Raw genomic sequence first — 21,064 nt, 5'->3', positions numbered from 1 at the left:
CCGGTCAGGTCCTCGAGGCGCTTCTTCTGCTCATCGGTGAGACCTTCGGAAGGATCCTGCTGCTGCTCTGACCCGCCGCTCTTCTCCTGCTCCTTCTGGATCTGCTCCTGAGACCGGGGGTCACCGACGAGGGCGACTCGTCGGAAGACGAGCTGGGCGGAAGAGCGAACCAGGTTACGTGTCTCCTCGTCCGGGTTGCCCGGCAGATTCACAACAATGTTGCGATCACCCTGAGTCGTGATCTCAGCTTCAGACACACCGGTCGAATCCACGCGCTGTCGGATGATCGACACGGCCTGATCAAGCTGCTCTTGGCTGATATCCGTGTCCTCCGAAACCTGGGGCTCGAGGATGATCGAGGTTCCGCCCTCGAGGTCCAGAGCGAGCTTCGGAGTGGTTGTGGCATCGGACCACACGACGCCGCCGCCGATGACGGCCAGGAGCACCGCAGTGACGATCGACAGCCACAGGAAGCGCAAACCAGGACGTGGCTTTTCTTCAATATCGGACACGTTTCAGCTTTCGATTGAGTGCTGTGAGCGAAGTCAGTTCTTCTTGTTGTTATCAGGGTCGGAGGAATCGGTGTCGGATGCGTCTGCATCGGTGTCACCGGAGTCATCCGCAACTTCGTCGTCGGGCTGGGATCCGGCAGCCTTGTCGGAGCTAGCGGCTCCTGCATCGTCTGCGTCAACCCGCTCATCGCCGGCGTTCAGTTCGGCGTCGATGTCGTCCGCTGCGAGTTCTGAATCGTCAGTGCCGCCCTCGGTCCGCTTGCGTTCATTCATGGCATCGAGTTCGGCATCGGTGATTGCCGGCGCTTCGGTACTCTCGGCGTCATCGGCGGTGCCTGCAGAGCCGGCCACAGCCCCATCAGCGGCAGCGCCCCCAGCCTCTGGGTTATTGATCTGACCGATGGCCTGGCGGTGAACGCGGAGAACGGTGCCGGGGCCCGACTCGAGAGTGACCTGGTTGTTCTCATCGTCGATGGACAGAACGGTGCCGAAGACGCCGAATGTCGTCATCACCGTTGCTCCGGGGACCAGTCCCGTCTTGATCTCCTCTGCACGCGCCTTCTGCTTACGCCGAGAATTGAACAGGAAAAAAATAAGCAGCGCGGCAAGCGCGAGAGGGATCAATAAATCCACAGGTATCTACCTTTCATAAGAATGAACCAGTCCACTATCTTAGTTCGTCGTCAGTACTCAAGGCGAACTCAATTGCCGGGATCAGAACTCATAGTTTGCTGGGATCTGCATTCCCAGGTGCTTCCAGGCCGCGGACGTCGCGACCCGGCCCCGTGGAGTGCGGCTGATCAGTCCTTCTCGCACAAGGTAGGGTTCCGATACGGTTTCGACGGTATCGGCCTCTTCTCCGACCGACACTGCAATGGTTCCGAGACCGACCGGCCCCCCGGCGAAGCGTTTGCACAGCACTTGCAGCACAGATCGATCAAGACGATCCAGGCCGAGTTCGTCGACTTCGTAGACCGTGAGCGCAGCGAGTGCTGCAGCTTCGTCGATGACGCCCGTGCCGCGTACCTGCGCCCAGTCTCTGACCCTGCGCAGAAGCCGGTTCGCAACGCGAGGAGTTCCGCGAGAGCGGGTAGAGATCTCTTTCAGGCCCGCAAGGTCTGCTTCGATTCCGAGCATGTGCGCCGACCGTTTCAGAACGGTCAGGAGATCGCTGCTGGAGTAGAAGTCCAGGAGTCCGGTGAAGCCGAAGCGGTCTCGCAGAGGGGCAGGAAGGAGCCCCGAGCGAGTTGTCGCACCGACCAGCGTGAAATGGGGAAGGTCTAGTGGGATTGCTGTGGCACCGGGCCCCTTGCCGACGATCACGTCGACACGGAAGTCCTCCATCGCGACATAGAGCATCTCCTCGGCGGCGCGAGCCATCCGATGGATCTCGTCGACGAACAGGACCTCGCCTTCCTCCAAAGAGGAGAGGATCGCTGCAAGATCTCCCGCGTGCTGCACTGCCGGACCGGACGTCACGCGCAGACTGGACTGCATCTCATGCGCGATGATCATTGCCAGGGTCGTCTTGCCCAGTCCGGGAGGGCCAGAGAGCAGCACATGGTCAGGGGCCCTGTTCCGCGCCTTTGCAGCATCGAGGACCAGTGAAAGCTGCTCGCGGACCTGTGGCTGGCCGATGAAGTCCTGGAGGCCTTTGGGCCGAAGCGCGGCTTCCGCGTCCTGTTCGGCCGTTTCGGCGCGGCCCGAGACCAAGCGTTCCTCTTCGGCGCCCGTCAGATCCTGATCGCCGAAGTCCATTTCATAGGAGGCGTTCCCACCGTCAGAAGAACTCGTCACTTCCTGGCACCCAGAACCTTGAGAGCGGCTTTCAGCAGCGTCGATGTGCCAGCACTCTGGCCGAGATCCTTGACCACTTCCTGCACGACGTCAGCGGCTTGGGCCTCTTTCCATCCAAGACCGACCAGCGCATCGACGACCTGCTGATTCGCCCCGCCGAACGACAGCTGAGGCCCCGGCTCAGAGGCAGCCAGCTTCGGCAACTTGTTCTCGAGCTCGAGGATGATTCGAGACGCGCCCTTCTTGCCGATACCCGGGACGCGAGTCAGCGCATTGGCATCCTGACTCGAAATCGCGGCTGCGAGCTCGTCCGGCCCCATCACCGACAGAATCGCCATCGCCAACCGTGGACCGATTCCGGAGATCGACAGAAGAACCTCGAACGTATGGTTCTCGTCTTCGGTCCCGAAGCCGAACAGGGTCATGGAGTCTTCACGGACGACCAGGGTGGTCACGAGTTCGATATCCGCACCGTGACGAGTGCTTGAAAGGGTATCCGGCGTGACGTTGACTTTGCGTCCGACACCATAGGTGACAATGACGAGGTGGTCAGCTGCGATGCGATGGACCGTACCGCTGAGAAAACTGATCACGGTCTGCCTTTCAAGTGGGAACACATGTACGAATCCAGGCTATCAGCTCGTCTCGGGCCGCCCGACTCGACATACCGACGATACCAAGGCTCAGTCCCGTCACGGTGACATCGCCGGACACCCCGCAGATGCGAGCATGCCTACTTGGCGTTGCGAAGGGCCTTGGCCCACTGCTCCTGTGCCTTCGTCAGACCTGTGCCTTGGCGTCCGCCGCTCTTGCGCTCGTTCAGATCTTTGTTCGCACCTGGGGTCGACTGTGCGCTGAGTGCTCCGCGCCACGAGTGGCAGATCGCAATCGCCAGGGCGTCGGCCGCATCCGCTGGTTTCGGCGGAGCGTCGAGCTCGAGTATCCGGGTCACCATGTTCGTGACCTGTTTCTTGTCTGCTCGTCCCGAGCCGGTGATGGCGGCTTTGACCTCTGAAGGGGTGTGCATCGCCACCGGCAGTCCGCGCCTGGCGGCAAGTCCCATGGTCAGGCCGGAGACCTGGGCGGTGCCCATGATCGTGGAGACGTCGTTGCGGGCGAATACGCGCTCGATCGCCACGACATCGGGACGATAGGTGTCCATCCAGCTGTCGAACGCCTCGGCGAGGGCGCCCAGACGCAGGTCCACCGAGTCCGTGGACGGTGTCCGCAGCACATCGACGGAGATCATTCTGGCCTTGCGGGCGGGCAGGGTGTCGATGACACCGAGCCCGCACCGGGTCAGACCGGGATCAACTCCGAGGATTCTCATCAGGCATCAAGTTCGGCGAGAACCTCGTCACTGACATCAGCATTCGAGTAGACATTCTGAACCTCATCACTGTCTTCGAGCGCATCGATGAGGTTGAAGACCTTGCTGGCAGTGTCCGCATCCAGACTGACCTCGAGCTCGGGCACGAAGGATGCCTCCGCCGAGTCGTAGTCGATGCCCGCGTCGACGAGCGCGGTGCGCACGTCAACGAGGTCGGTCGCCTCACAGATGATCTCGAAGGTCTCGCCCTCAGTTTTGACTTCTTCAGCGCCGGCGTCCAGGGTGGCCAGAACAATCGAGTCCTCGTCGGTTCCCTCAGCGGGAACGATGATGACGCCCTTGCGGTTGAAGTTGTACATCACAGATCCGGGGTCTGCCATGGTTCCGCCGTTGCGAGTCACAGCAACGCGGACCTCGGACGCCGCACGGTTGCGGTTGTCGGTCAGGCACTCGATGAGCAGGGCGACGCCGCCCTGGGCGTAGCCCTCGTACAGAATGTTCTCGTAGTTCACTGCGGAACCGTCGAGGCCACCGCCGCGCTTGACCGCACGGGTGATGTTATCGGCTGGGACCGAGTTCTTCTTCGCCTTCTGAACAGCGTCGAACAGCGTCGGGTTGCCCTCGAGATCAGGCCCACCGTTGCGAGCGGCAACCTCGATGTTCTTGATCAGCTTGGCGAAGAGCTTGGCCCGCTTCGAATCGATGGCAGCTTTTTTGTGTTTAGTCGTTGCCCACTTGGAATGACCTGACACTGGTGTTCCTTCCTATAGATACAGCCCCTCGAGTCTATACGCTCAGTCGATGACGAGGGGCACGTCGGGCACAGAGCCCGCCGTGACGAGATCCATGAGGTTGAGCAGATCCTTCGGATAGATCGTCTCGGTCGTGGCCATCAGCTCGTCGCGGGACCACCACCGGAATTCGAGCAGACTGCGCTTCTCGATGTCCGTCCAGACAGCGTCCTCGAGCTCGATGTCCTCACTCGTGCGAAATGCGAAGTAGGTCTCGTGCTGGTGCAGCGACTTCTCCGTGAACCTGAATACTTCGTCACGAGTCGCCAACGGGCCGATGAGCTCGCAGGGTTCGCATTCCAGTCCGGTCTCCTCGGCGAGTTCACGAGCCGCGGTCTGAGCCGCCGACTCCCCCATCTCGGAACCGCCGCCGCACGTCATCCACCACTGGTGCGTGGGCGTGAGCAGGTCCTGAGCTCGAATCAGGAGAACCTCGTCGCGCTCATTGAGTAATACGACCCGTGAGGCTTTACGAGGTTTCATGGTTCTCCAGGAGTTGACGATGGACGGACGCAGTTTGAGCAGAATAGTGAAGCGGCAAGCAATCGGCAAGACCGCAATCGTCACCGACAGAACAATATCGGGAAGTGCCCAAGCGGCCAAGCTGGTGGGATGCAATGTGACGAATCACCGACTGGGGCCGAGATTCGGCTCGGATCAGGTGGGGCAGGCTGAACGCCTCGGAGGCGGATGAGCTGGCCATCGGTTCAGCGGATCGCCGAGGTGGTCTGATCGTCGAGATTCTCATCGACGTTCCCGCCCAGATGCTGATCCCACCAGTCGAGCATGGCCTCGAAGCGCTGCCGACGATGTCGAGGCTGGCCCGAGCGGGACAGCTCGTGGTTCTCCCCCGGGAAGATGAGCAATTCGGTGTCCACACCGGCCCGCTGCAGTGCGGCATAGTACTGCTGAGCCTGTTCGAGCGGACAGCGGAAGTCGAGTTCCGAATGCATCACCAGGCTGGGCGTGCGCACCTGCGAGGCGTTCGCCAACGGGGACTGCTGGGCAATGGCCTGCCGGTCACGCGTGGTGTATTCCTCAGTGAAGAACCGTCCGATGTCGGAGGTGCCGACAAAGCTGTCGGGATCGAGGTAGCCGCGTTCGACGATGGCCGCCCGGAAGCGATGATCACTGGCGGTGATCATCGCAGTGAGATAACCGCCGTAGGAACCGCCCTGGACGCCGAGGCGGCTGGGGTCGAGCTCCGAATCACCGGCCAGCGCGTGGTCGAGCACCGCCAGGACGTCGGCCATCGCCGGGACCGCCATGTTGCCCTGCACCGAAGTCCCCCATGCACGGGTGCGACCGCCCGAGCCTCTCGGGTTCGCGTAGACCACGGCATATCCCGCCGAGGTGAGCACCTGGGTTTCGTCGAACCACCCGTGCGTGTACTGGGCAAACGGCCCACCGTGGATGTTGAGGATGACGGGGAACGGCCCCTGACCGGTTGGCTTGGCCAACCATCCGGTGATGGACCCACCCTCGCCGTCGACCCGAAGGAGCTGAGGGAGGACGGAATTCGCGGGCGCCGGATGAGCCCTGACCGTCGCTGCGTCCCCGACCGTCGTGCCGCCGTCCGTGGCTGCCGCGCCGCTGTCGGAGATTCGGATACGGTTGAGGACGGCAGGGTTCGTGGGCGTCTCCCCTGTCCAGACGAGGCTGCCCCCGTCGACGTCGAAGCCGTTGACGACGGCCGTGTCGTCGGTGAGGAAATCCAGTTCGCCCAGCATACGGTTCTCAGCCGCCAGGTCGATGGAAATGATCCGACAGGCACCATCCGTGTCCACCGCAGCGATGACACAAGCATCGGCCAGGACTGAGCCGTCGATGCCGTGGCCGACGATCTGAGGCCGGATCGAGGCGACTGCGACGGTCTCCGGGTCGGTCAGGCGCCGGGTCGTGCCCTGAGTCGTATCGTGGACGAAGAGTCCCGGCATCTGCCCGACGAAGTCGAGTTCGTCTCGGGTCAGTTCGTTGCCGATGAGCAGCACTGTCTCGTCGTCGATCCATCGGTGCAGGTTCACGCTCATCCGCGGCAGCGTCAGGGCCTCCGGGCTCGAACCGTCGAGCACCCACACGGTCGAGCGCAGGTCGGGCTCACCTTGGTCGGGTGCGAGTGCGGAGATCACACTGACCCGGTCTCCACTCGGCGAGAACTGGGGGTCGTGGACATCGGACTCCGGGGTCTCCAGGAGCGTCGCCAGCGGAACTTCGGCACCTCCGGTGATGCCGGACTTCCCGAGTCCGGGTTCGACGAGATCGACGAGGAAGGCCCGTGCCGGACGGTCATTCGTGTACCCGAGCCCGTTGCTGAGATAGGCCGCTGAGGTGATTCGCCGTGGCGCTTCCTCACCGGCCGGAATGTCGTCGTCCTGGCCGTAGCGTCCCGGCTCGGGCACCCGTGCGACATAGAGTGCCCGTGCGCCTGCGTCATCGAGGGCGAACTCGGAGACGCCGAGGTGGTTGTCCGTGATCCGATGAGCCGTTTCGAGGCTGGAGCCGACGTACAGTTGCCCGGGTTCCTTCTTGCCTGCGCTGAGGTAGCCTGACCAACTGCTGTGAACTTCGGGGTCAGAGTCCCGCCAATTGTGGGTCAGTCTCCTTGAGGACTCCCCCGACAGCGCGAACAGCTGCGAGAGGTAGCTGTTGGACTCCAGGTCGGGACGGGCGATCGTGACGACGGCTTCGCTGCCGCGCAGCAGTGGGGAGGAGTATTCGGCGAGGGAGTCGAGATCTTCAGGATTCATCTGTTCCATTCCTTTGACAGCGCTGCCTGCACATCGGCGTGCACCTGCGGCAGAGCTTTGGTCTGTGCCACGACGGGGAGGAAGTTCGAGTCCCCACCCCATCTGGGCACAATGTGCTGATGCAGGTGCGCGGCGATTCCGGCACCTGCTACGGGTCCTTGGTTCATTCCCAGGTTGAATCCGTCCGGGGATGAAACGGCGCGGATCACGGTCATCGCCTTCTGCGAGAAGCGTGCGAGTTCCGCTGTCTCCGATTCGCTGAGGTCCGTGTAGTCCGCGACGTGCCGGTAGGGGCAGATGAGGAGATGGCCCGGGTTGTACGGGTACAGGTTGAGCACCGCGTACACCTCGTCACCGCGGGCGACGATCAGGCCCTGTTCGTCGGACTTCGTCGGTGCGCTGCAGAACGGGCACTCGGAGATTCCCGAATCCTTAGGCTTGTCCTGTCCCCCGATGTAGACCATGCGGTGCGGTGTCCACAGCCGTTGGAACCCATCAGGCTCCCCGGGAAAGCCCGCGGCCGCCTCGGGTTCGGGGATGTCGCCTAGGTGATCGGGGCTGCCCTCGCCGAGGTTTTGGTGTGGGTCCTCCGTCATACCTGAGCCTTGGTGTCGATGGATTCGACGATTCTGGTGACCGCCTCGGCGACCGATACGCCGTTGTCCTGCTCTCCATCGCGGAAACGAAACGACACCGCATTCGCGTCACGATCCTCCCCACCGGCGATGAGGACGAAGGGCACCTTCGACTTCGAGGCATTGCGGATCTTCTTCGGGAACCGATCATCGCTGTCATCGATCTCGACGCGAACGCCGGCGGCCCGCAGCTGCGTCGCCACCTCGGCGAGGTAGTCGTTGAATTCCTCGGCCACGGGGATGCAGGTGACCTGGACCGGCGCGAGCCAGACGGGGAAGGCGCCCGCATAGTGTTCGATGAGCACGCCCATGAATCGTTCGATGGATCCGAACTTCGCCGAGTGGATCATCACCGGCTGTTTGCGGGTTCCGTCGGCGGCCTGATATTCGAGACCGAAGCGCTCGGGCTGGTTGAAGTCCAGCTGCACGGTCGACATCTGCCAGGTCCGGCCGATGGCGTCGCGAGCCTGGACAGAGACCTTGGGGCCGTAGAAGGCTGCTCCGCCGGGGTCGGGGACGAGTTCGAGCCCGGTCTCCGAAGCAACCTCTTCGAGGACCTGTGTGGCTTCGGCCCACTGCTCATCCGAGCCGATGAACTTATCCTTCTTCTGCCCGTCTTCGTCGCGGGTGGACAGTTCGAGGTAGAAGTCGTTGAGACCGAAGTCGCGCAGCAGGCTGAGGACGAATTCGAGCAGGTGACGGATCTCCTTCGCGGCGTCCTCCTGAGCGACATAGGAGTGCGAATCGTCCTGGGTCAGGGCGCGCACACGGGTAAGTCCGTGGACGACGCCTGAGGCCTCGTCACGGTACACGGTGCCGAATTCGAAAAGACGCAGCGGCAGCTCACGGTACGAGCGGCCGCGCGAACGGAAGATGAGGTTGTGCATCGGGCAGTTCATCGCCTTGAGGCGGTACGGGGTGCCCTCCTTGACGATCTCACCGGATTCGTCGCGGACCTCGTCGACCAAGATCGGCGGGAACATGTTCTCGCCGTAGTACGGCAGATGCCCTGAGGTGTAGTACAGGGCTTCCTTGGAGATGTGCGGGGTGCCGACGTACTCGAACCCCTCCTCGATGTGGCGGGCGCGGACGTAATCTTCCATCTCGCGCTTGATGACTCCGCCCTTGGGATGGAATACGGGCAGGCCGGAGCCGAGCTCCTCGGGGAAGGAGAACAGGTCGAGTTCGGCCCCGAGCTTGCGGTGGTCACGACGCTCGGCCTCGGCGAGGCGATCCTGGTGGGCCTTGAGATCCTCCTTCGAGGCCCAGGCCGTGCCGTAGACGCGCTGCAGGCTCGCGTTGGCCTGGTCTCCCCGCCAGTAGGCCGCCGAGGAGCGGGTGACCGCGAACCCGTTGCCGATCAGTTTGGTGGTGGGCAGGTGCGGTCCGCGGCAGAGGTCCTGCCATACGACTTCACCCTTGCGGTCGAGGTTCTCATAGACGGTGAGCTCGCCGGCGCCGACTTCGACGGAGGCAGAATCATCGGAGCCAGCACCCTTGTCGGAGATGAGTTCCAGTTTGTAGGGCTCGTTGGCCATGCGCGCCTTGGCCTCGTCCTCGCTGACGACGACGCGGTTGAAGGATTGGCCGGACTTGACGATCTGGGCGGCCTTCTTCTGGATCGCTTTGAGGTCCTCGGGGGTGAAGGGCTCAGCGACGTCGAAATCGAAGTAGTATCCGTCGGTGATGTAGGGCCCGATGCCGAGCTTGGCATCAGGGAACAGATCCTGGACCGCCTGCGCGGTGACGTGCGCGGCCGAGTGGCGCAGGATGTCGAGTCCTGCCGGGGAATCGATGGTGATCGGAGCGATCTGGTCACCCGCAGCGAGTTCGCGGCTGAGGTCGACAGGCTGCCCATCGAGCCACATTGCAACGACTGTGCGGTCCGTGGAGAAGATCTCCGTGCCGGTCAGTCCCTGTTTCCAAGGAATGGTCTCTCCCGCGCAGTCAATGCTGTCTGCCACTGATCTTCTCCGTTCGTCTGTGTTGGGGTGCCTCGCACATCGAGTCTAATACCAATTCGGCGGTGCGAAATCAGTTGGGTGGCAGTCATGCGACTGCCACCCAACTGCTGAATTATACGCAAATGTCGATGCTTGCGCTGTTTCCGGTGATGTCTGTCGGGATCGAAGCATCGCCCCGAGCTACATCACGCGGCCTTGCTGAATTCGAAGTTCTTGCCCTTGCCCAGGTCTTCGTTCAGCGCGAGCTTCAGGTGGACCTTGTCGAGTTCAGACGAAGGAACACCATATGCGAGCTGAACGGTCTTCTCGCCGCCGGCAGGAATTGTTGTGTCGAACACGAGGCTGGCCTTGTACTGACCAGCCTGGAAGACGTCTTTATATTCCTTGCCGGCACCATCGCTCGCAGACATCTGAGCGCTGCTCGTATCGATATCGGAACCGGACGAGTTCTTCAAAGTCACCGTCACAACAGCGATCTGGCCGTTGGTGTCCTCCGCACCAGACGCCGTGTCGGATGCAGTGGCCGATTTCACGGCGACGGCTGCGGTCAGACCAGTGCCGATCTCAACCCCTCCGGCTTCGACGGGAGGAGCTGCTTCTTCGCCGCCGTCAGAGGAGCCCGCTCCCTGGCTGGGGTCCTGGGCAGGATCGGATGGGTTGACCGGGGCCGCGGACGGGGAGGCGGATTGACTCTCCGCAGCTTCCTCGAACGCGGAGATGAAGATTCCGCCGAAGATCAGGGTCACGATGACCGAGATGATCGAGAAGAGGATGGCGACGAAGCTGAGGATCATGCCGGTGATCGTCATACCCTTGTTGTTGGCAAGCCCCTTCTTGATCGCTGAGAGACCGACGAACGCGAAGATCACGCCGGCAGCGCCGAACAGGAACCCGATCCCGAAGAAGAACGACAGCACGATGCCGGCGATGCCGCCGATCAGCGCGAGGATTCCCCAGATGTTCTTCGATGTGTTGTTACCCGAGCCGGCCGAATAGGATCCGTAGCTCGCGTTGGGGTTGGCCGGAACAAACTGATTCGCAGAATCGTCAGCACCGGCATAGGCCGGCTGCTGGGCGTACTGGTTGGCGTCGTAGCCCTGCGCGTTGGGGTCATAGCCCTGGCCGTAGCCACCCGGGTCCTGACCGTATGGATTCTGGTCATAGCCCTGCGCGTTGGGGTCATACCCCTGGCCGTAACCGCCCTGGCTCTGGTCATAGCCTGGAGCACCCCCGACATTCGGCTGACCGTACTGGGGCTGCGACCCGTAGGGCTGCTGATTCGGATCGTTCTGCGAGCCGTACTGCGGCGGCTGCTGCCCATTGCCCTGGGAACCGTACTGCGGCGGCTGGCCGTCGTTCTGCGAGCCGTACTGGGGTGCGTTGTTCTGGTCACCCGAATAATCTGGCGCATTGGGCGGATGGTTGTCGGGACCCTGACCGTTGGGGTTCTGAGTTCCCGAACCGTTATTCGGTTCGTACGGGTTCTGAGGAGTAGACATGAGTGCTCCGAAGTCTTTGTCGATGGTTACGGTCACCAGCGTACTAGTGAATCTGGGGCATTCCCCATGTCAACTGCGTGGCAGTCCTGACACACGGCCGACACATCCGCCCCCGGCAAGCCCACCCCGGGTTCGGGTCGGTGGTCAGAAAGTGTGCTCGGGCCACGACCGCAGGACACCCTCGTCGACCCGGCGCAGAGACTTCCGCGACTGAGCTGATGCCGGGGATGAATGCACGAATCCCCGAGTGAGACACTCGGGGATCCTTCTGTGCGCGATACTGGGATCGAACCAGTGACCTCTTCCGTGTCAGGGAAGCGCGCTACCGCTGCGCCAATCGCGCCCTATTCATTTGTTGCACCGGAACACAAGGTCCCTGTGCGCGATACTGGGATCGAACCAGTGACCTCTTCCGTGTGAAGGAAGCGCGCTACCGCTGCGCCAATCGCGCCGACTCACCAACAGCGAACCGCTGGACGAATCCGAGGTGGCGACGGGATTCGAACCCGTGTGAACGGCTTTGCAGGCCGCTGCCTCGCCTCTCGGCCACGCCACCGCCAAGGCAGTGCCATGACGCCTCCGAGCGGATGACGGGATTCGAACCCGCGACCCTCACCTTGGCAAGGTGATGCTCTACCAGCTGAGCCACATCCGCATTTCTCGCTGCCCGGTTTCCCTGGCAACGAGATACAACTCTATACGCAGGTGGCGGTCCATGCAAAATCAGATCAGAGTGATCGTGCTCACACACGCAGATCGAGCTTTCAGACTCATCGACTTATATTGGAGGGGTGAACGACGACCACCATGACAAGCGCCCCAAGGGGTGGCTGTCGCGCCATCACAAACAGGGAGTGCGGCCCTGGCGCAAAACTCGACTGAGCTTCCTGCGCTGGCGCGCAACCGTCACGTCCAACCCGCACACGGCACGTCTCTATCGGTTCATCGTCGGTGGAGTAGGTACGCTCATCGTGCTCGTCGGTCTGTTGGCCGTGCCGCTGCCGGGCCCCGGGTGGCTCACAGTCATCATCGGGCTCTTCGTCATCTCGAGCGAGTTCCGCTGGGCACAGAGGATTCTGCACTTCGTCCGAGTCAACGTCGAGAACTGGACGCATTGGGTCATCGCCCAACCCCTATGGGTGCGCTGGACGATCGGGGCTGTGACTGCGGCAATCGTGGCCGTGATCGTCTGGGCCGTCTTCGCAATCATAGGATTGCCCGATTGGGTGCCCGAGCTCGAGGTCCTCAAGTACCTCGAGCTGCAATAGCGCCGAGGCTGTTGCCGCGATCTTGCTCCGCGAACAGTCCGTGCCCACCGACGAATCGTCGTCCACAGACGAGTCGTGCCAAGCGTCGGTTCCGCCTCCGCTGATGGGTGGGTGTCTCTACTGCGAGGACAGCGCTGTCAGACGTGAGAGACAGCGCATGTACTTCTTCCGGTAACCGCCGGCCAGTGACTCGTCGGTGAAGACCTTGTCCAGAGCCTGTCCCGAATTGATGACCTGAACATTGCGATCATAGAGCCTGTCGACGAGAGCAACGAAGCGCAGCGCCACTCCCTCGTTGTCGATCGTCGTCACGTCTTCCCACACGGCTGCATCCAGCCCGTCGACCATGCGGCCGTATCGGGAAGGATGGACGGTGGAGAGATGCCGCAGCAGAGTCGGGAAGTCGTCGCGGGCGACGGTGCCGGCGAGTTCGGCAGTTGCGGTATCGAGTTTCTCGGCGGGAACCGGCTCGGCAGGCTCACTCAGCCCGCGATGGCGGTAGTCCTTGCCCTCGATGCGGTAGATGTCGAACTGGTCGGCAAGCGCCTGGATCTCGCGGATGAAGTCCTGTGCGGCGAAGCGGCCCTCCCCCAACGACCCCGGCAGGGTATTCGAGGTGGCGATGATCTTCACTCCTGCGTCGGTCAGTTCCCGCATGAGTCGTGACATGAGCACCGTGTCACCGGGATCGTCGAGTTCGAACTCGTCGACGCAGACGAGTTTCATCTGTGCGAGATCGTCGCGAGCACGGACGAATCCGAGCGCACCGACGAGGTTCGTGTATTCGACGAAGGTGCCGAAGGTCGCGGGCTTCTCGTTGGCGTGCCACGCCGACGCCAGGAGGTGCGTCTTGCCTACGCCGTAGCCGCCGTCGAGGTAGACCCCTTTGGGTCCGGACTTGCCCTTCGAGAACAGCTTGCCCAGGAACCCCTTCGACGTCGAGGTTGCCACGAACTCCTCAAGCTTGTCCCGTGCCTGAGCCTGGGACGGCTCCGAGTCGTCGGTGCGGTAGCTGGCGAAGGACACGTCCTGGAACTGCGGTGGCGGGACAAGGCCCGCAATGAGTTCATCGGGTGCGACCTGGGGGGAACGGTCGCTCAGTGCGACCAGAGTCTGCTCGGCATTCACTCGGCCTAGTCTATTGCAGGCAACTGTTCGCCCAGCAACCGTCTCCGACGTGAGAGACCTCTCAGTCGACGATGTCAGTCCGAATTGCGGTTGCCGAAATCAGGCAGCCGCAATCGGATCAGCTGAAGTCGAAGCCCAGGCGCCCCAACTGCTTCGGGTCGCGCTGCCAGTCCTTGGCGATCTTCACGTGCAGGTCGAGGTAGACCTTGGTTCCCAGCAGTGCTTCGATGCCGCGCCTCGATTCGCTTCCGATCGCTTTGAGTCGGCTGCCGCCCTTGCCGATGATGATCGCCTTTTGGCTGGAGCGTTCGACAAAGAGGTTGACGTGGACGTTCCACAGCGGGTTGTCCTCGCTGCGGCCCTCACGGGGATACATCTCCTCGACCTGCGCGGCCAGGGAGTGCGGAAGTTCGTCGCGGACGCCTTCGAGCGCGGCTTCACGGACGAGTTCGGCGATCATCATCTCCTCCGGCTCGTCCGTCAGCTCCCCCTCAGGGTAGAGCGGCGGAGACACCGGAAGGTGGCCGGTGAGCACGGAGTCGACAGTGTCGACCTGGAATCCGTCGACGGCGGAGACCGGCACCACGTCGGCGAAGTCGGCGAGGGCGCCCACGGCCAGCAGAGCCTCGGCGACCTTGTCCTGTGGGACCTTGTCGGTCTTCGTCACCAGGGCCACGATCGGGGTGCGCCCGTCGAGCAGCTCGAGTTGGGAGGCGATGTACCTGTCGCCGGGACCGATGGGTTCATCAGCAGGCAGGCAGAAGCCGATGACGTCGACCTCACTCAAGGTCGAGGCCACGAGATCGTTGAGGCGGCTGCCCAGCAGGGTCCGCGGCTTGTGGAGCCCCGGAGTGTCGACGAGGATCAGCTGGTGATCGTCTTTGTGCACAATGCCGCGGATCGTGTGCCGGGTGGTCTGAGGCTTCGCCGAGGTGATCGCCACCTTCTCCCCCACCAGGGCGTTCGTCAGTGTTGATTTTCCGGTGTTCGGTCGGCCCACGAAGCAGGCGAAGCCGGCCCGGTAGTCCTCGGGATAGTCCGTGCGAAATTCCATCTCAGTTCTCTTCCTTCGTGACCCTGACGTGGGTGATTCTGTGGCGACGGCCCTGACCCTCCATCGCTTCGATGTTCAGCCCTTCGATCGCTGCGCTCGATCCGTCGATGGGAACGCGGTCGATGAGCTTCGTGAGCAGACCGCCGACGCTGTTGACGTCGTCCTCGTCGATCTTCACATCGAAATAGTCGGCGAAGTCCGAGATCGTCATTCGGGTGCTGATGACGAAAGAGCCATCGTCGACCTCAACGAGTTCGTCATCGTTGGAGTCGTATTCATCCTCGATCTCACCGACGATCTCTTCGACGATGTCCTCGATCGTCACCAACCCGGCGGTCCCGCCGTATTCGTCGACGAGGATCGCCAGATGCGTCGAATCGAGCTGCATCTGCTCCATCAGGTCATCGGCGGGTTTCGTTTCGGGGACGAACAGCACTCCCCGAGCCACGATGTCGACCGGCCGCTCCGCGTCCTCCGGGTGGAGATGGAGACGTCTGGCGACATCCTTGAGATAGGCGACCCCGCGGATGTCGTCGAGGTCCTCACCGCTGACCGGGATGCGGGAGAACCCGGAACGGAAGAAGAGGTTCATGACCTTGGACAGCGGGGTGCCGGAATGGACGGTCACGAGGTCGGTGCGCGGGACCATGAGCTCATTCGCCGAGGTGTCCGAGAGGTTGAACACGGATTGGATCATTTCGCGTTCGCCGTCTTCGATGACATCGGATTCGCTGGCCCTCTCGACGAGGTCGCGCAGCTGATCCGAGCTGACGAAGGGGCCGTCCTTGTACACGCGATCCGGAGTCAGCAGATTCCCGAGGAGGACGAGGATCTTCGTCAGTGGTTTGAGCACCACGAGTGCCGCACCGACGACCCAGCTGAGGTTGAGGCACACGGCCAGCGAACGTCTGCGGCCGATAGTCCGCGGGGACACACCGGCGACGACGAAGACCGCGATCGAGGCGGTGACGACGGTGAGCACGACCATGAGCGGTCCGACCGAGTAGATCGAGTCATAGGCCAGTGCGATGAAGACGGTCGCCAGCGCTTCGAGGAAGTTGCGGACGAAGATGATGACGTTGATGTTGGTGGGCAGGTCGATGAGGATCTTCTCGGCCCGGAACGCAGCCTTCTTGCCCTCGTCCTTCGCATCCTGAATGGCCTGATGGGACACGCTGAGCAGAGCGGCGTCGACCGCGGACAGCGTCGCCGAGATCACGAGGCACAGTGCGGCACCGAGGAACAGCCAGAGCACGGCTCAGACCTCTGTGGGTGATGGGATGTCGGTGCGACCGTCGTAGCGAGCCGCGAAGAAGGTCAGCAGCAGATGGCGCTGCAGGGCGAACATCTCCTCCTTCTCCTCCGACTGCTGGTGGTCGTAGCCGAGCAGGTGCAGAAACCCGTGGACGGTCAGCAGAAGCACCTCGTCCATCGTCGAATGTCCCGATGATGAGGCCTGGGCGGCGGCCACCTCGGGGCAGATGATGATGTCGCCCATCTGGCCCTCGGTGGGAGCATCGACGCGGCCCTGTGCCAGTTGGTCCATGGGGAACGACATCACATCGGTGGGACCGTCGAGGTCCATCCAGGTGATGTGGAGCTCCTCCATCGCCTGCGCATCGACCATCGTCACCGCCAGTTCCGCTCCGGGGTGCATGTGCAGAGCCTGACCCAGGTATTCGGTCAGAGCCACGACCTCGTCGAGATCGATCGCTTCGTCTGTCTCATTTGAGATCTCGGTATTCATTCGCTGCTTCCCCACAGGTCATAGGCGTCGACGATCTTCGTCACCAGCGAGTGGCGGACGACGTCCTTGCTGCCCAGGTGGCAGAACTTCAGGTCTTCGATTCCGGTCAGGATGTCCTGAACGACGTTGAGACCGCTGCGGGTCTTGCCCGGCAGGTCGATCTGGGAGACGTCACCGGTGACGACCATCCGTGCTCCGAAGCCCAGGCGGGTGAGGAACATCTTCATCTGCTCACCGGTCGTGTTCTGCGCTTCGTCGAGGATGATGAACGCATCGTTGAGGGTGCGTCCGCGCATATAGGCCAGCGGAGCCACCTCGATGGTTCCCGTTTCGATGAGCAGCGGGATCGACTCGGGGTCGACCATGTCGTGCAGGGCGTCGTAGAGGGGCCGCACATATGGGTCGATCTTCTCGTTCAGCGTTCCCGGCAGGTAGCCCAGGCTCTCCCCCGCCTCGACCGCCGGGCGGGTGAGGATGATGCGTGAGACCTCTTTGTGCTGCAGAGCGTTGATGGCCATGGCCATGGCCAGGTACGTTTTGCCCGTGCCCGCGGGACCGATGCCGAAGGTGATCGTGTGGTTGCGGATCGCCTTGACGTAGTCGTGTTGGCCCATCGTCTTCGGACGGATGGACTTGCCGCGGGCGGACAGGACGTTCGTGCCCATCACCGCCGAGGCGGCTGTCCCCTCCGAGGACAGCGACGCCACCCGGTCGATCGTCTCGTCGTTGATGCGGTGGCCCGAGGTGTGCAGCTTCTTGAGCTCGCCGATGACGGCGACGAATGCTTCGACGCGCTTGGGATCACCACTGGCCTGGACCTGGTTGGCGCGCACATGCAGGTCGAGGTCGGTGAAGACGTGCTCGAGCTTTCGCAGGTTCGACTCACCCGGCCCGAAGAACTCGACCAGATCGATGGAGTCGGGAATCACGAGACGCACTGTGTCCGATGCCGTGTCTTCGGCAGGAGTGGCGTTCACAGAGTTCGTGGGCTGAGTGGAGGTGTCCAGAATGATCCTTAGTGACTATGAGTACTTGTGGGAGTACTGCAATTGTGTGCTTCCATCGTAGTCCGCTTCGTCACCAACGGCCCAATGAATTCTGAGCCATGACGAGGCCGGCCGCTCCGGCCGAGGACGAACGCAGGACCGTGGGGCCCAGGAGCACTGTCTCGGCGCCGATGGCCGACAGTGCTTCAAGCTCGGCGTCGCTGATGCCGCCTTCGGGACCGACGACGAGGACGATGCGGCCAGGAGCCGAAGAATCCGCTGCGGACGAGGCGACGGCGGCAGAGGCCGCCAGCGTCTGCGACAGTTTCCGCTCGGCCGCCTCATGAAGGACGTAGACGGTGTCGCTCTCGGCCAAGGCCGCTGCCAGGCCGGTGCCGCGGACGAGGTCGTCGCGCAGCGGAAAGCGGGAGCGTCGGGCCTGCAGTGATGCCGCCCGCAGGACGTTGTCCCATTTGGCCGCCAGTTTGTCGCGCTTCTTCGCCGGCCAATCGGCGATGGAGCGCTCGGCGGCCCAGGGAACCACCTCGTCGACTCCGATCTCTGTGGCGGCTTCGATCGCCTGCAGATCGCGATCGCCCTTGGCCAGGGCCTGGACCAGCACCAGCCTCGGCTGGTCCACTTCGGTGTGTGTCACCTCGGTGACAGCCAAGCCCAGTTCGTTCGCCGCCGCACTCGCGACGGTTCCGCGCACGCGGGTGCCGGATCCGTCGACGACTTCGAGTTCGTCCCCGGGTCCGAGTCTGCGGACTCGGACCGCATGCCCGGCCACGTCCTCACCGAAAGTGAGCACCCGACCGGCGACCGCCTCGGCGGCCTGGGGCGAGAAGAAGACGGGAAGAGTCACCGACCAGCGAACTTCTCACGCATGCGCGAGAACATGCCACGGTTCTGGGTGGTGATCTGAGCACGCGGAGTCTCTTCTTCGCGCAGCTTCGCCAACTGGGACAGCAGGTCCTTCTGCTCATCGTCGAGTTTGTCCGGGGTCACCACGTCGACGGTGATGAGCAGATCGCCGCGGGTCTCCGAACGCAGTCGGGTGGCACCGAGTCCGGGAAGCTTGACGACGGTGCCCGACTGGATGCCGGGTTCGATCGAGAGTTCCTGAGAGCCGTCGAAGGTGTCGAAGGGAATCGAGGCGCCGAGCGCGGCTGCGGTCATCGGCACGGACACGGAGGCGCGCAGGTCGTCACCGTCGCGCTGGAAGACTTCGTGGCGGGCGACCATGACCTCGACGAAGAGATCACCGGCAGGGCCGCCGCCGGGGCCCACCTCGCCCTGGGAGGAGAGCTGGATGCGCGTTCCGTCGGAGACTCCGGCCGGGATGCGGATCTTCATGGTCCGCTGTTTGCGCACGCGACCGTCGCCCTGGCAGTTGAGGCAGGGGTTGGGGATGACTGTGCCGAAGCCGTGGCAGGAATTGCACGTCTGGTTGGTCACCATCTGGCCCAGCAGTGTCCGGGTCATGCGCTGAACGCTGCCCGCACCATGGCAGAGGGTGCACGTCTCGACGGAGGTGCCGTGCTGTGTTCCGGCACCCGAACAGGTGTCGCAGACCACTGCGGTGGCGACGTCGAGGTCGATGTTGCCGCCGAACGCTGCGGTCTCGAGATCGATGTTGACTCCGACAAGGGCGTCCTTGCCGCGCTGAGTGCGCGGCATCGGGCCACCGGCCGAGCCGCCTCCCCCGCCGAAGAAGGTCTCGAAGATGTCGCCGAAGCCGCCGAAGCCGCCACCGGTGGGGAAGCCGCTCTGACCGTTCTCGCCGCCGCCCATGTCGTAGTTTCGACGCTTCTCCGAATCGGAGAGGACGTCGTAGGCGAGGGAAATGGCTTTGAATTCGTCCTCGTGTCCGGGGTTCACATCTGGGTGATACTTCCGGGCCAGCTTTCGGTAGGACGATTTGATTTCAGCCGCCGAAGCGTCTTTGGACACTCCGAGTGTTTCATAGTGATCGGCCACAGAAACTTCTCTCTCCCTGGTGGATTGCGTTGTTCGCGTTGTCGTGCCTGTTCGCTCTGTCGTGATTGTACGAGCTGCGCTGCTTGCTGTCGTGTCGGTGCATCTATCCCTGTTCGAGGACCGAGGAGACGTACTTCGCCACGGCCCGCACAGCTGAGATCGTGGTCGGGTAGTCCATCCGGGTCGGCCCGAGCACAGCCAAACGCGCGGAGGACCCCGCGTCATGACCATATTCGGCGGCCACGAGGGATGTCGAGCTGAATGACTCGTGAGTATTCTCACGACCGATCCGCACGCTGATCTCCTCCTGATCCTCAGCCATCGACGTCAGCAGCTTGAGCAGCACCACCTGCTCTTCGAAGGCTTCGAGGATCGGAGCCATCTTCTCACCGAACTCACTGCCGGAGCGAGCCAGGTTCGCTGTGCCCGCCATGATGATGCGCTCTTCACGCGTCGCCATGACGAGATCGGTGACGGCGGAGCGGACTTGTGTCAGCGCCGCGTCGACGTCTGCCCCGACGGGGCCGAGCCCCGCAGCGGGTTCGTTCGAAGCGCCGTCCACGTGCTGAGCTGCGGCTCTGGGGGCGAGCGTGCTCATCACCCGCGACAGTTTCTGGCCGGCGAATTCGGTGTTGACCTCATCGCGGATTCCGCGCAGCGCCTCATCGTCAACGGTGCCCGGCGTGATCACGATCTTCTGTTCGACCTGACCAGCGTCGGTGATGAGGACGACGAGGATCCGGTTGGGCCCCAGGCCCACGACCTCGATGTGCTTGATCGTGGCCCGGGACACGGTCGGGTACTGGATCAGCGCCACCTGGTGGGTCAGGCCGGAGAGCACTCGCACCGTGCGATCGAGCATGTCGTCAAGGTCCCCGTGGCTGTCGATGAGCTGGAGTATCGCGCGCCGTTCAGCGTGCGTGAGCGGTTTGAAGTCGTCGATGCGGTCAACGAACATCCGATACCCGAGGTCGGTCGGGATGCGACCGGCCGAGGTATGGGGCTGTGCAATGTAGCCCTCCTGCTCGAGGTGGGCCATATCGTTGCGGATCGTGGCCGGGGAGACGCCCAGCGTGTGGCGCTGCACGATGGCCTTCGATCCGACGGGCTCATTGGTGGCGACGAAGTCTTCGACGATCGCACGCAGAACCTGTGCTCGCCTGCTGTCGTTCATTCGTCTCCTCCCTGTGCTCGACCGGCTTTTGGCACTCATCTTGTCTGAGTGCCAATTCTACGCCTCTTGGATTCCGAATTCACTTTCGGCCCTGCCCCAGCGGGTCATCGCCCATTGCGCCTCGACCTTGATTAGGGTGGTTGACCGTGAATACCTTTGATCGCTACGGGTCCGATGTGCTGGCAGGCTCCTCGCCCTCCTCGCACCGGCCCAAGAAGTCCACACCCGTCGAACTCGGTCTCGGAATGGTCCTCGAAGACGCGATGAGCGGGTACGTCGGGGCCGTAGTCGGCGCCGAGAAGACCACTGCGGGAATCGTGGTCAACCTTGAGGACCGGGCGGGCAAAGTCCGTGCATTCCCTCTGGGGCCCGGCTTCCTGCTCGAGGGCAAACCCGTCGATATCAGACTGCCGGCCAAGCAGAAGTCGGCTCCAGGGCGCACGGCTTCGGGG

Annotated in this window: 20 protein-coding genes, 4 tRNA genes and 1 pseudogene; 2 read left to right on the top strand and 23 right to left on the bottom strand. The window is 62.9% G+C overall.

The annotated features are described in order from the left end of the window. From L0G76_RS06480 to L0G76_RS06410, 15 genes and pseudogenes are all read right to left on the bottom strand, one after another. Positions 1-512: pseudogene (locus L0G76_RS06480) on the bottom strand (protein translocase subunit SecD); the annotation flags it as partial. A 33-nt stretch (positions 513-545) separates the two neighbouring features. After that, complete coding sequence (locus L0G76_RS06475; RefSeq protein ID WP_304356494.1) at positions 546-1,145, bottom strand: preprotein translocase subunit YajC; 600 nt, start codon at positions 1,143-1,145, stop codon at positions 546-548. Between the two features lie 81 nt (positions 1,146-1,226). Beyond that, a complete protein-coding gene (gene ruvB, locus L0G76_RS06470; RefSeq protein ID WP_304356495.1) occupies positions 1,227-2,270 on the bottom strand; it encodes a Holliday junction branch migration DNA helicase RuvB in 1,044 nt (347 codons plus the stop codon). Positions 2,271-2,305: 35 nt separating this feature from the next. Then, positions 2,306-2,902: a Holliday junction branch migration protein RuvA gene (ruvA, locus tag L0G76_RS06465; RefSeq protein ID WP_304356493.1), complete on the bottom strand. Its 597-nt coding sequence runs from the start codon at positions 2,900-2,902 to the stop codon at positions 2,306-2,308. A gap of 140 nt (positions 2,903-3,042) precedes the next feature. Then, on the bottom strand, positions 3,043-3,639 hold the full coding sequence (gene ruvC, locus L0G76_RS06460) for a crossover junction endodeoxyribonuclease RuvC (RefSeq protein WP_304356492.1): 597 nt from the start codon (positions 3,637-3,639) through the stop codon (positions 3,043-3,045). After that, entirely contained in the window at positions 3,639-4,391 is a 753-nt protein-coding gene (locus tag L0G76_RS06455; RefSeq protein ID WP_304356491.1) for a YebC/PmpR family DNA-binding transcriptional regulator, read from the bottom strand. The genes ruvC and L0G76_RS06455 overlap by 1 nt, the downstream gene beginning before the upstream one ends. A 42-nt stretch (positions 4,392-4,433) precedes the next feature. Beyond that, positions 4,434-4,913: an NUDIX hydrolase gene (locus L0G76_RS06450; RefSeq protein ID WP_304356490.1), complete on the bottom strand. Its 480-nt coding sequence runs from the start codon at positions 4,911-4,913 to the stop codon at positions 4,434-4,436. 224 nt (positions 4,914-5,137) lie between these two features. After that, on the bottom strand, positions 5,138-7,177 hold the full coding sequence (locus L0G76_RS06445) for an alpha/beta hydrolase family protein (protein WP_304356489.1): 2,040 nt from the start codon (positions 7,175-7,177) through the stop codon (positions 5,138-5,140). Further along, positions 7,174-7,773 carry an HIT family protein gene (locus L0G76_RS06440; RefSeq protein ID WP_304356488.1) on the bottom strand — a complete coding sequence of 200 codons (600 nt, stop codon included), beginning with the start codon at positions 7,771-7,773 and terminating at the stop codon, positions 7,174-7,176. The genes L0G76_RS06445 and L0G76_RS06440 overlap by 4 nt, the downstream gene beginning before the upstream one ends. Then, positions 7,770-9,776: a threonine--tRNA ligase gene (gene thrS, locus L0G76_RS06435; protein ID WP_304356487.1), complete on the bottom strand. Its 2,007-nt coding sequence runs from the start codon at positions 9,774-9,776 to the stop codon at positions 7,770-7,772. Before thrS ends, L0G76_RS06440 begins: the two co-directional genes overlap by 4 nt. 185 nt (positions 9,777-9,961) lie before the next feature. Further along, the gene (locus L0G76_RS06430; RefSeq protein WP_304356486.1) at positions 9,962-11,311 is read right to left on the bottom strand and encodes a DUF4352 domain-containing protein; all 1,350 of its coding nucleotides are present in this window, start codon (positions 11,309-11,311) and stop codon (positions 9,962-9,964) included. Between the two features lie 235 nt (positions 11,312-11,546). Next, positions 11,547-11,618 (bottom strand) — tRNA-Val (locus L0G76_RS06425). A 36-nt stretch (positions 11,619-11,654) separates the two neighbouring features. After that, a tRNA-Val gene (locus L0G76_RS06420) sits at positions 11,655-11,726 on the bottom strand. A gap of 34 nt (positions 11,727-11,760) precedes the next feature. After that, a tRNA-Cys gene (locus L0G76_RS06415) sits at positions 11,761-11,831 on the bottom strand. 26 nt (positions 11,832-11,857) lie between these two features. Further along, a tRNA-Gly gene (locus L0G76_RS06410) sits at positions 11,858-11,930 on the bottom strand. 136 nt (positions 11,931-12,066) lie between these two features. On the opposite strand from L0G76_RS06410, the gene L0G76_RS06405 reads away from it, so the two are divergent. Further along, positions 12,067-12,543: a PGPGW domain-containing protein gene (locus L0G76_RS06405; RefSeq protein WP_304356485.1), complete on the top strand. Its 477-nt coding sequence runs from the start codon at positions 12,067-12,069 to the stop codon at positions 12,541-12,543. A gap of 117 nt (positions 12,544-12,660) precedes the next feature. On the opposite strand, the gene zapE is transcribed toward L0G76_RS06405, so the two are convergent. From zapE to hrcA, 8 genes are all read right to left on the bottom strand, one after another. Further along, the gene (zapE, locus tag L0G76_RS06400; RefSeq protein WP_304356484.1) at positions 12,661-13,671 is read right to left on the bottom strand and encodes a cell division protein ZapE; all 1,011 of its coding nucleotides are present in this window, start codon (positions 13,669-13,671) and stop codon (positions 12,661-12,663) included. 118 nt (positions 13,672-13,789) lie between these two features. After that, positions 13,790-14,725 carry a GTPase Era gene (gene era / locus L0G76_RS06395; protein ID WP_092108026.1) on the bottom strand — a complete coding sequence of 312 codons (936 nt, stop codon included), beginning with the start codon at positions 14,723-14,725 and terminating at the stop codon, positions 13,790-13,792. A 1-nt stretch (position 14,726) separates the two neighbouring features. Further along, positions 14,727-15,980, bottom strand: coding sequence for a hemolysin family protein (locus L0G76_RS06390; RefSeq protein WP_304356483.1), 1,254 nt, complete (start codon positions 15,978-15,980; stop codon positions 14,727-14,729). Positions 15,981-15,983: 3 nt separating this feature from the next. After that, positions 15,984-16,472 carry an rRNA maturation RNase YbeY gene (ybeY, locus tag L0G76_RS06385; RefSeq protein ID WP_304356482.1) on the bottom strand — a complete coding sequence of 163 codons (489 nt, stop codon included), beginning with the start codon at positions 16,470-16,472 and terminating at the stop codon, positions 15,984-15,986. After that, positions 16,469-17,401 (bottom strand): PhoH family protein, encoded by a 933-nt coding sequence (locus L0G76_RS06380; protein ID WP_487246992.1) that lies wholly within the window; start codon positions 17,399-17,401, stop codon positions 16,469-16,471. The genes ybeY and L0G76_RS06380 overlap by 4 nt, the downstream gene beginning before the upstream one ends. Before the next feature lie 148 nt (positions 17,402-17,549). Further along, a complete protein-coding gene (locus L0G76_RS06375) occupies positions 17,550-18,323 on the bottom strand; it encodes a 16S rRNA (uracil(1498)-N(3))-methyltransferase (protein ID WP_304356480.1) in 774 nt (257 codons plus the stop codon). Further along, positions 18,320-19,438: a molecular chaperone DnaJ gene (gene dnaJ, locus L0G76_RS06370; protein ID WP_304356479.1), complete on the bottom strand. Its 1,119-nt coding sequence runs from the start codon at positions 19,436-19,438 to the stop codon at positions 18,320-18,322. The genes L0G76_RS06375 and dnaJ overlap by 4 nt, the downstream gene beginning before the upstream one ends. A 103-nt stretch (positions 19,439-19,541) precedes the next feature. Then, complete coding sequence (gene hrcA, locus L0G76_RS06365) at positions 19,542-20,612, bottom strand: heat-inducible transcriptional repressor HrcA (RefSeq protein WP_304356478.1); 1,071 nt, start codon at positions 20,610-20,612, stop codon at positions 19,542-19,544. Positions 20,613-20,758: 146 nt separating this feature from the next. On the opposite strand from hrcA, the gene L0G76_RS06360 reads away from it, so the two are divergent. Continuing rightward, the coding region (locus tag L0G76_RS06360) for a DUF3097 family protein (protein WP_304356477.1) at positions 20,759-21,064 on the top strand (306 nt) is incomplete at its 3' end.

Origin of the sequence: Brevibacterium picturae (assembly GCF_030453725.1) — a bacterium.
GTDB lineage: Bacteria > Actinomycetota > Actinomycetes > Actinomycetales > Brevibacteriaceae > Brevibacterium > Brevibacterium sandarakinum_A.
This window is presented reverse-complemented; position numbering and strand designations above follow the sequence as displayed.

What these genes read in the sequence shown, in the direction of transcription:
- ruvB (WP_304356495.1), bottom strand. Translation starts at nt 2,270, where the DNA reads ATGGACTTCGGCGATCAGGATCTGACGGGCGCCGAAGAGGAACGCTTG.
- ruvC (WP_304356492.1), bottom strand. Translation starts at nt 3,639, where the DNA reads ATGAGAATCCTCGGAGTTGATCCCGGTCTGACCCGGTGCGGGCTCGGT.
- L0G76_RS06450 (WP_304356490.1), bottom strand. Translation starts at nt 4,913, where the DNA reads ATGAAACCTCGTAAAGCCTCACGGGTCGTATTACTCAATGAGCGCGAC.
- L0G76_RS06445 (WP_304356489.1), bottom strand. Translation starts at nt 7,177, where the DNA reads ATGAATCCTGAAGATCTCGACTCCCTCGCCGAATACTCCTCCCCACTG.
- L0G76_RS06440 (WP_304356488.1), bottom strand. Translation starts at nt 7,773, where the DNA reads ATGACGGAGGACCCACACCAAAACCTCGGCGAGGGCAGCCCCGATCAC.
- era (WP_092108026.1), bottom strand. Translation starts at nt 14,725, where the DNA reads ATGGAATTTCGCACGGACTATCCCGAGGACTACCGGGCCGGCTTCGCC.
- ybeY (WP_304356482.1), bottom strand. Translation starts at nt 16,472, where the DNA reads ATGAATACCGAGATCTCAAATGAGACAGACGAAGCGATCGATCTCGAC.
- hrcA (WP_304356478.1), bottom strand. Translation starts at nt 20,612, where the DNA reads ATGAACGACAGCAGGCGAGCACAGGTTCTGCGTGCGATCGTCGAAGAC.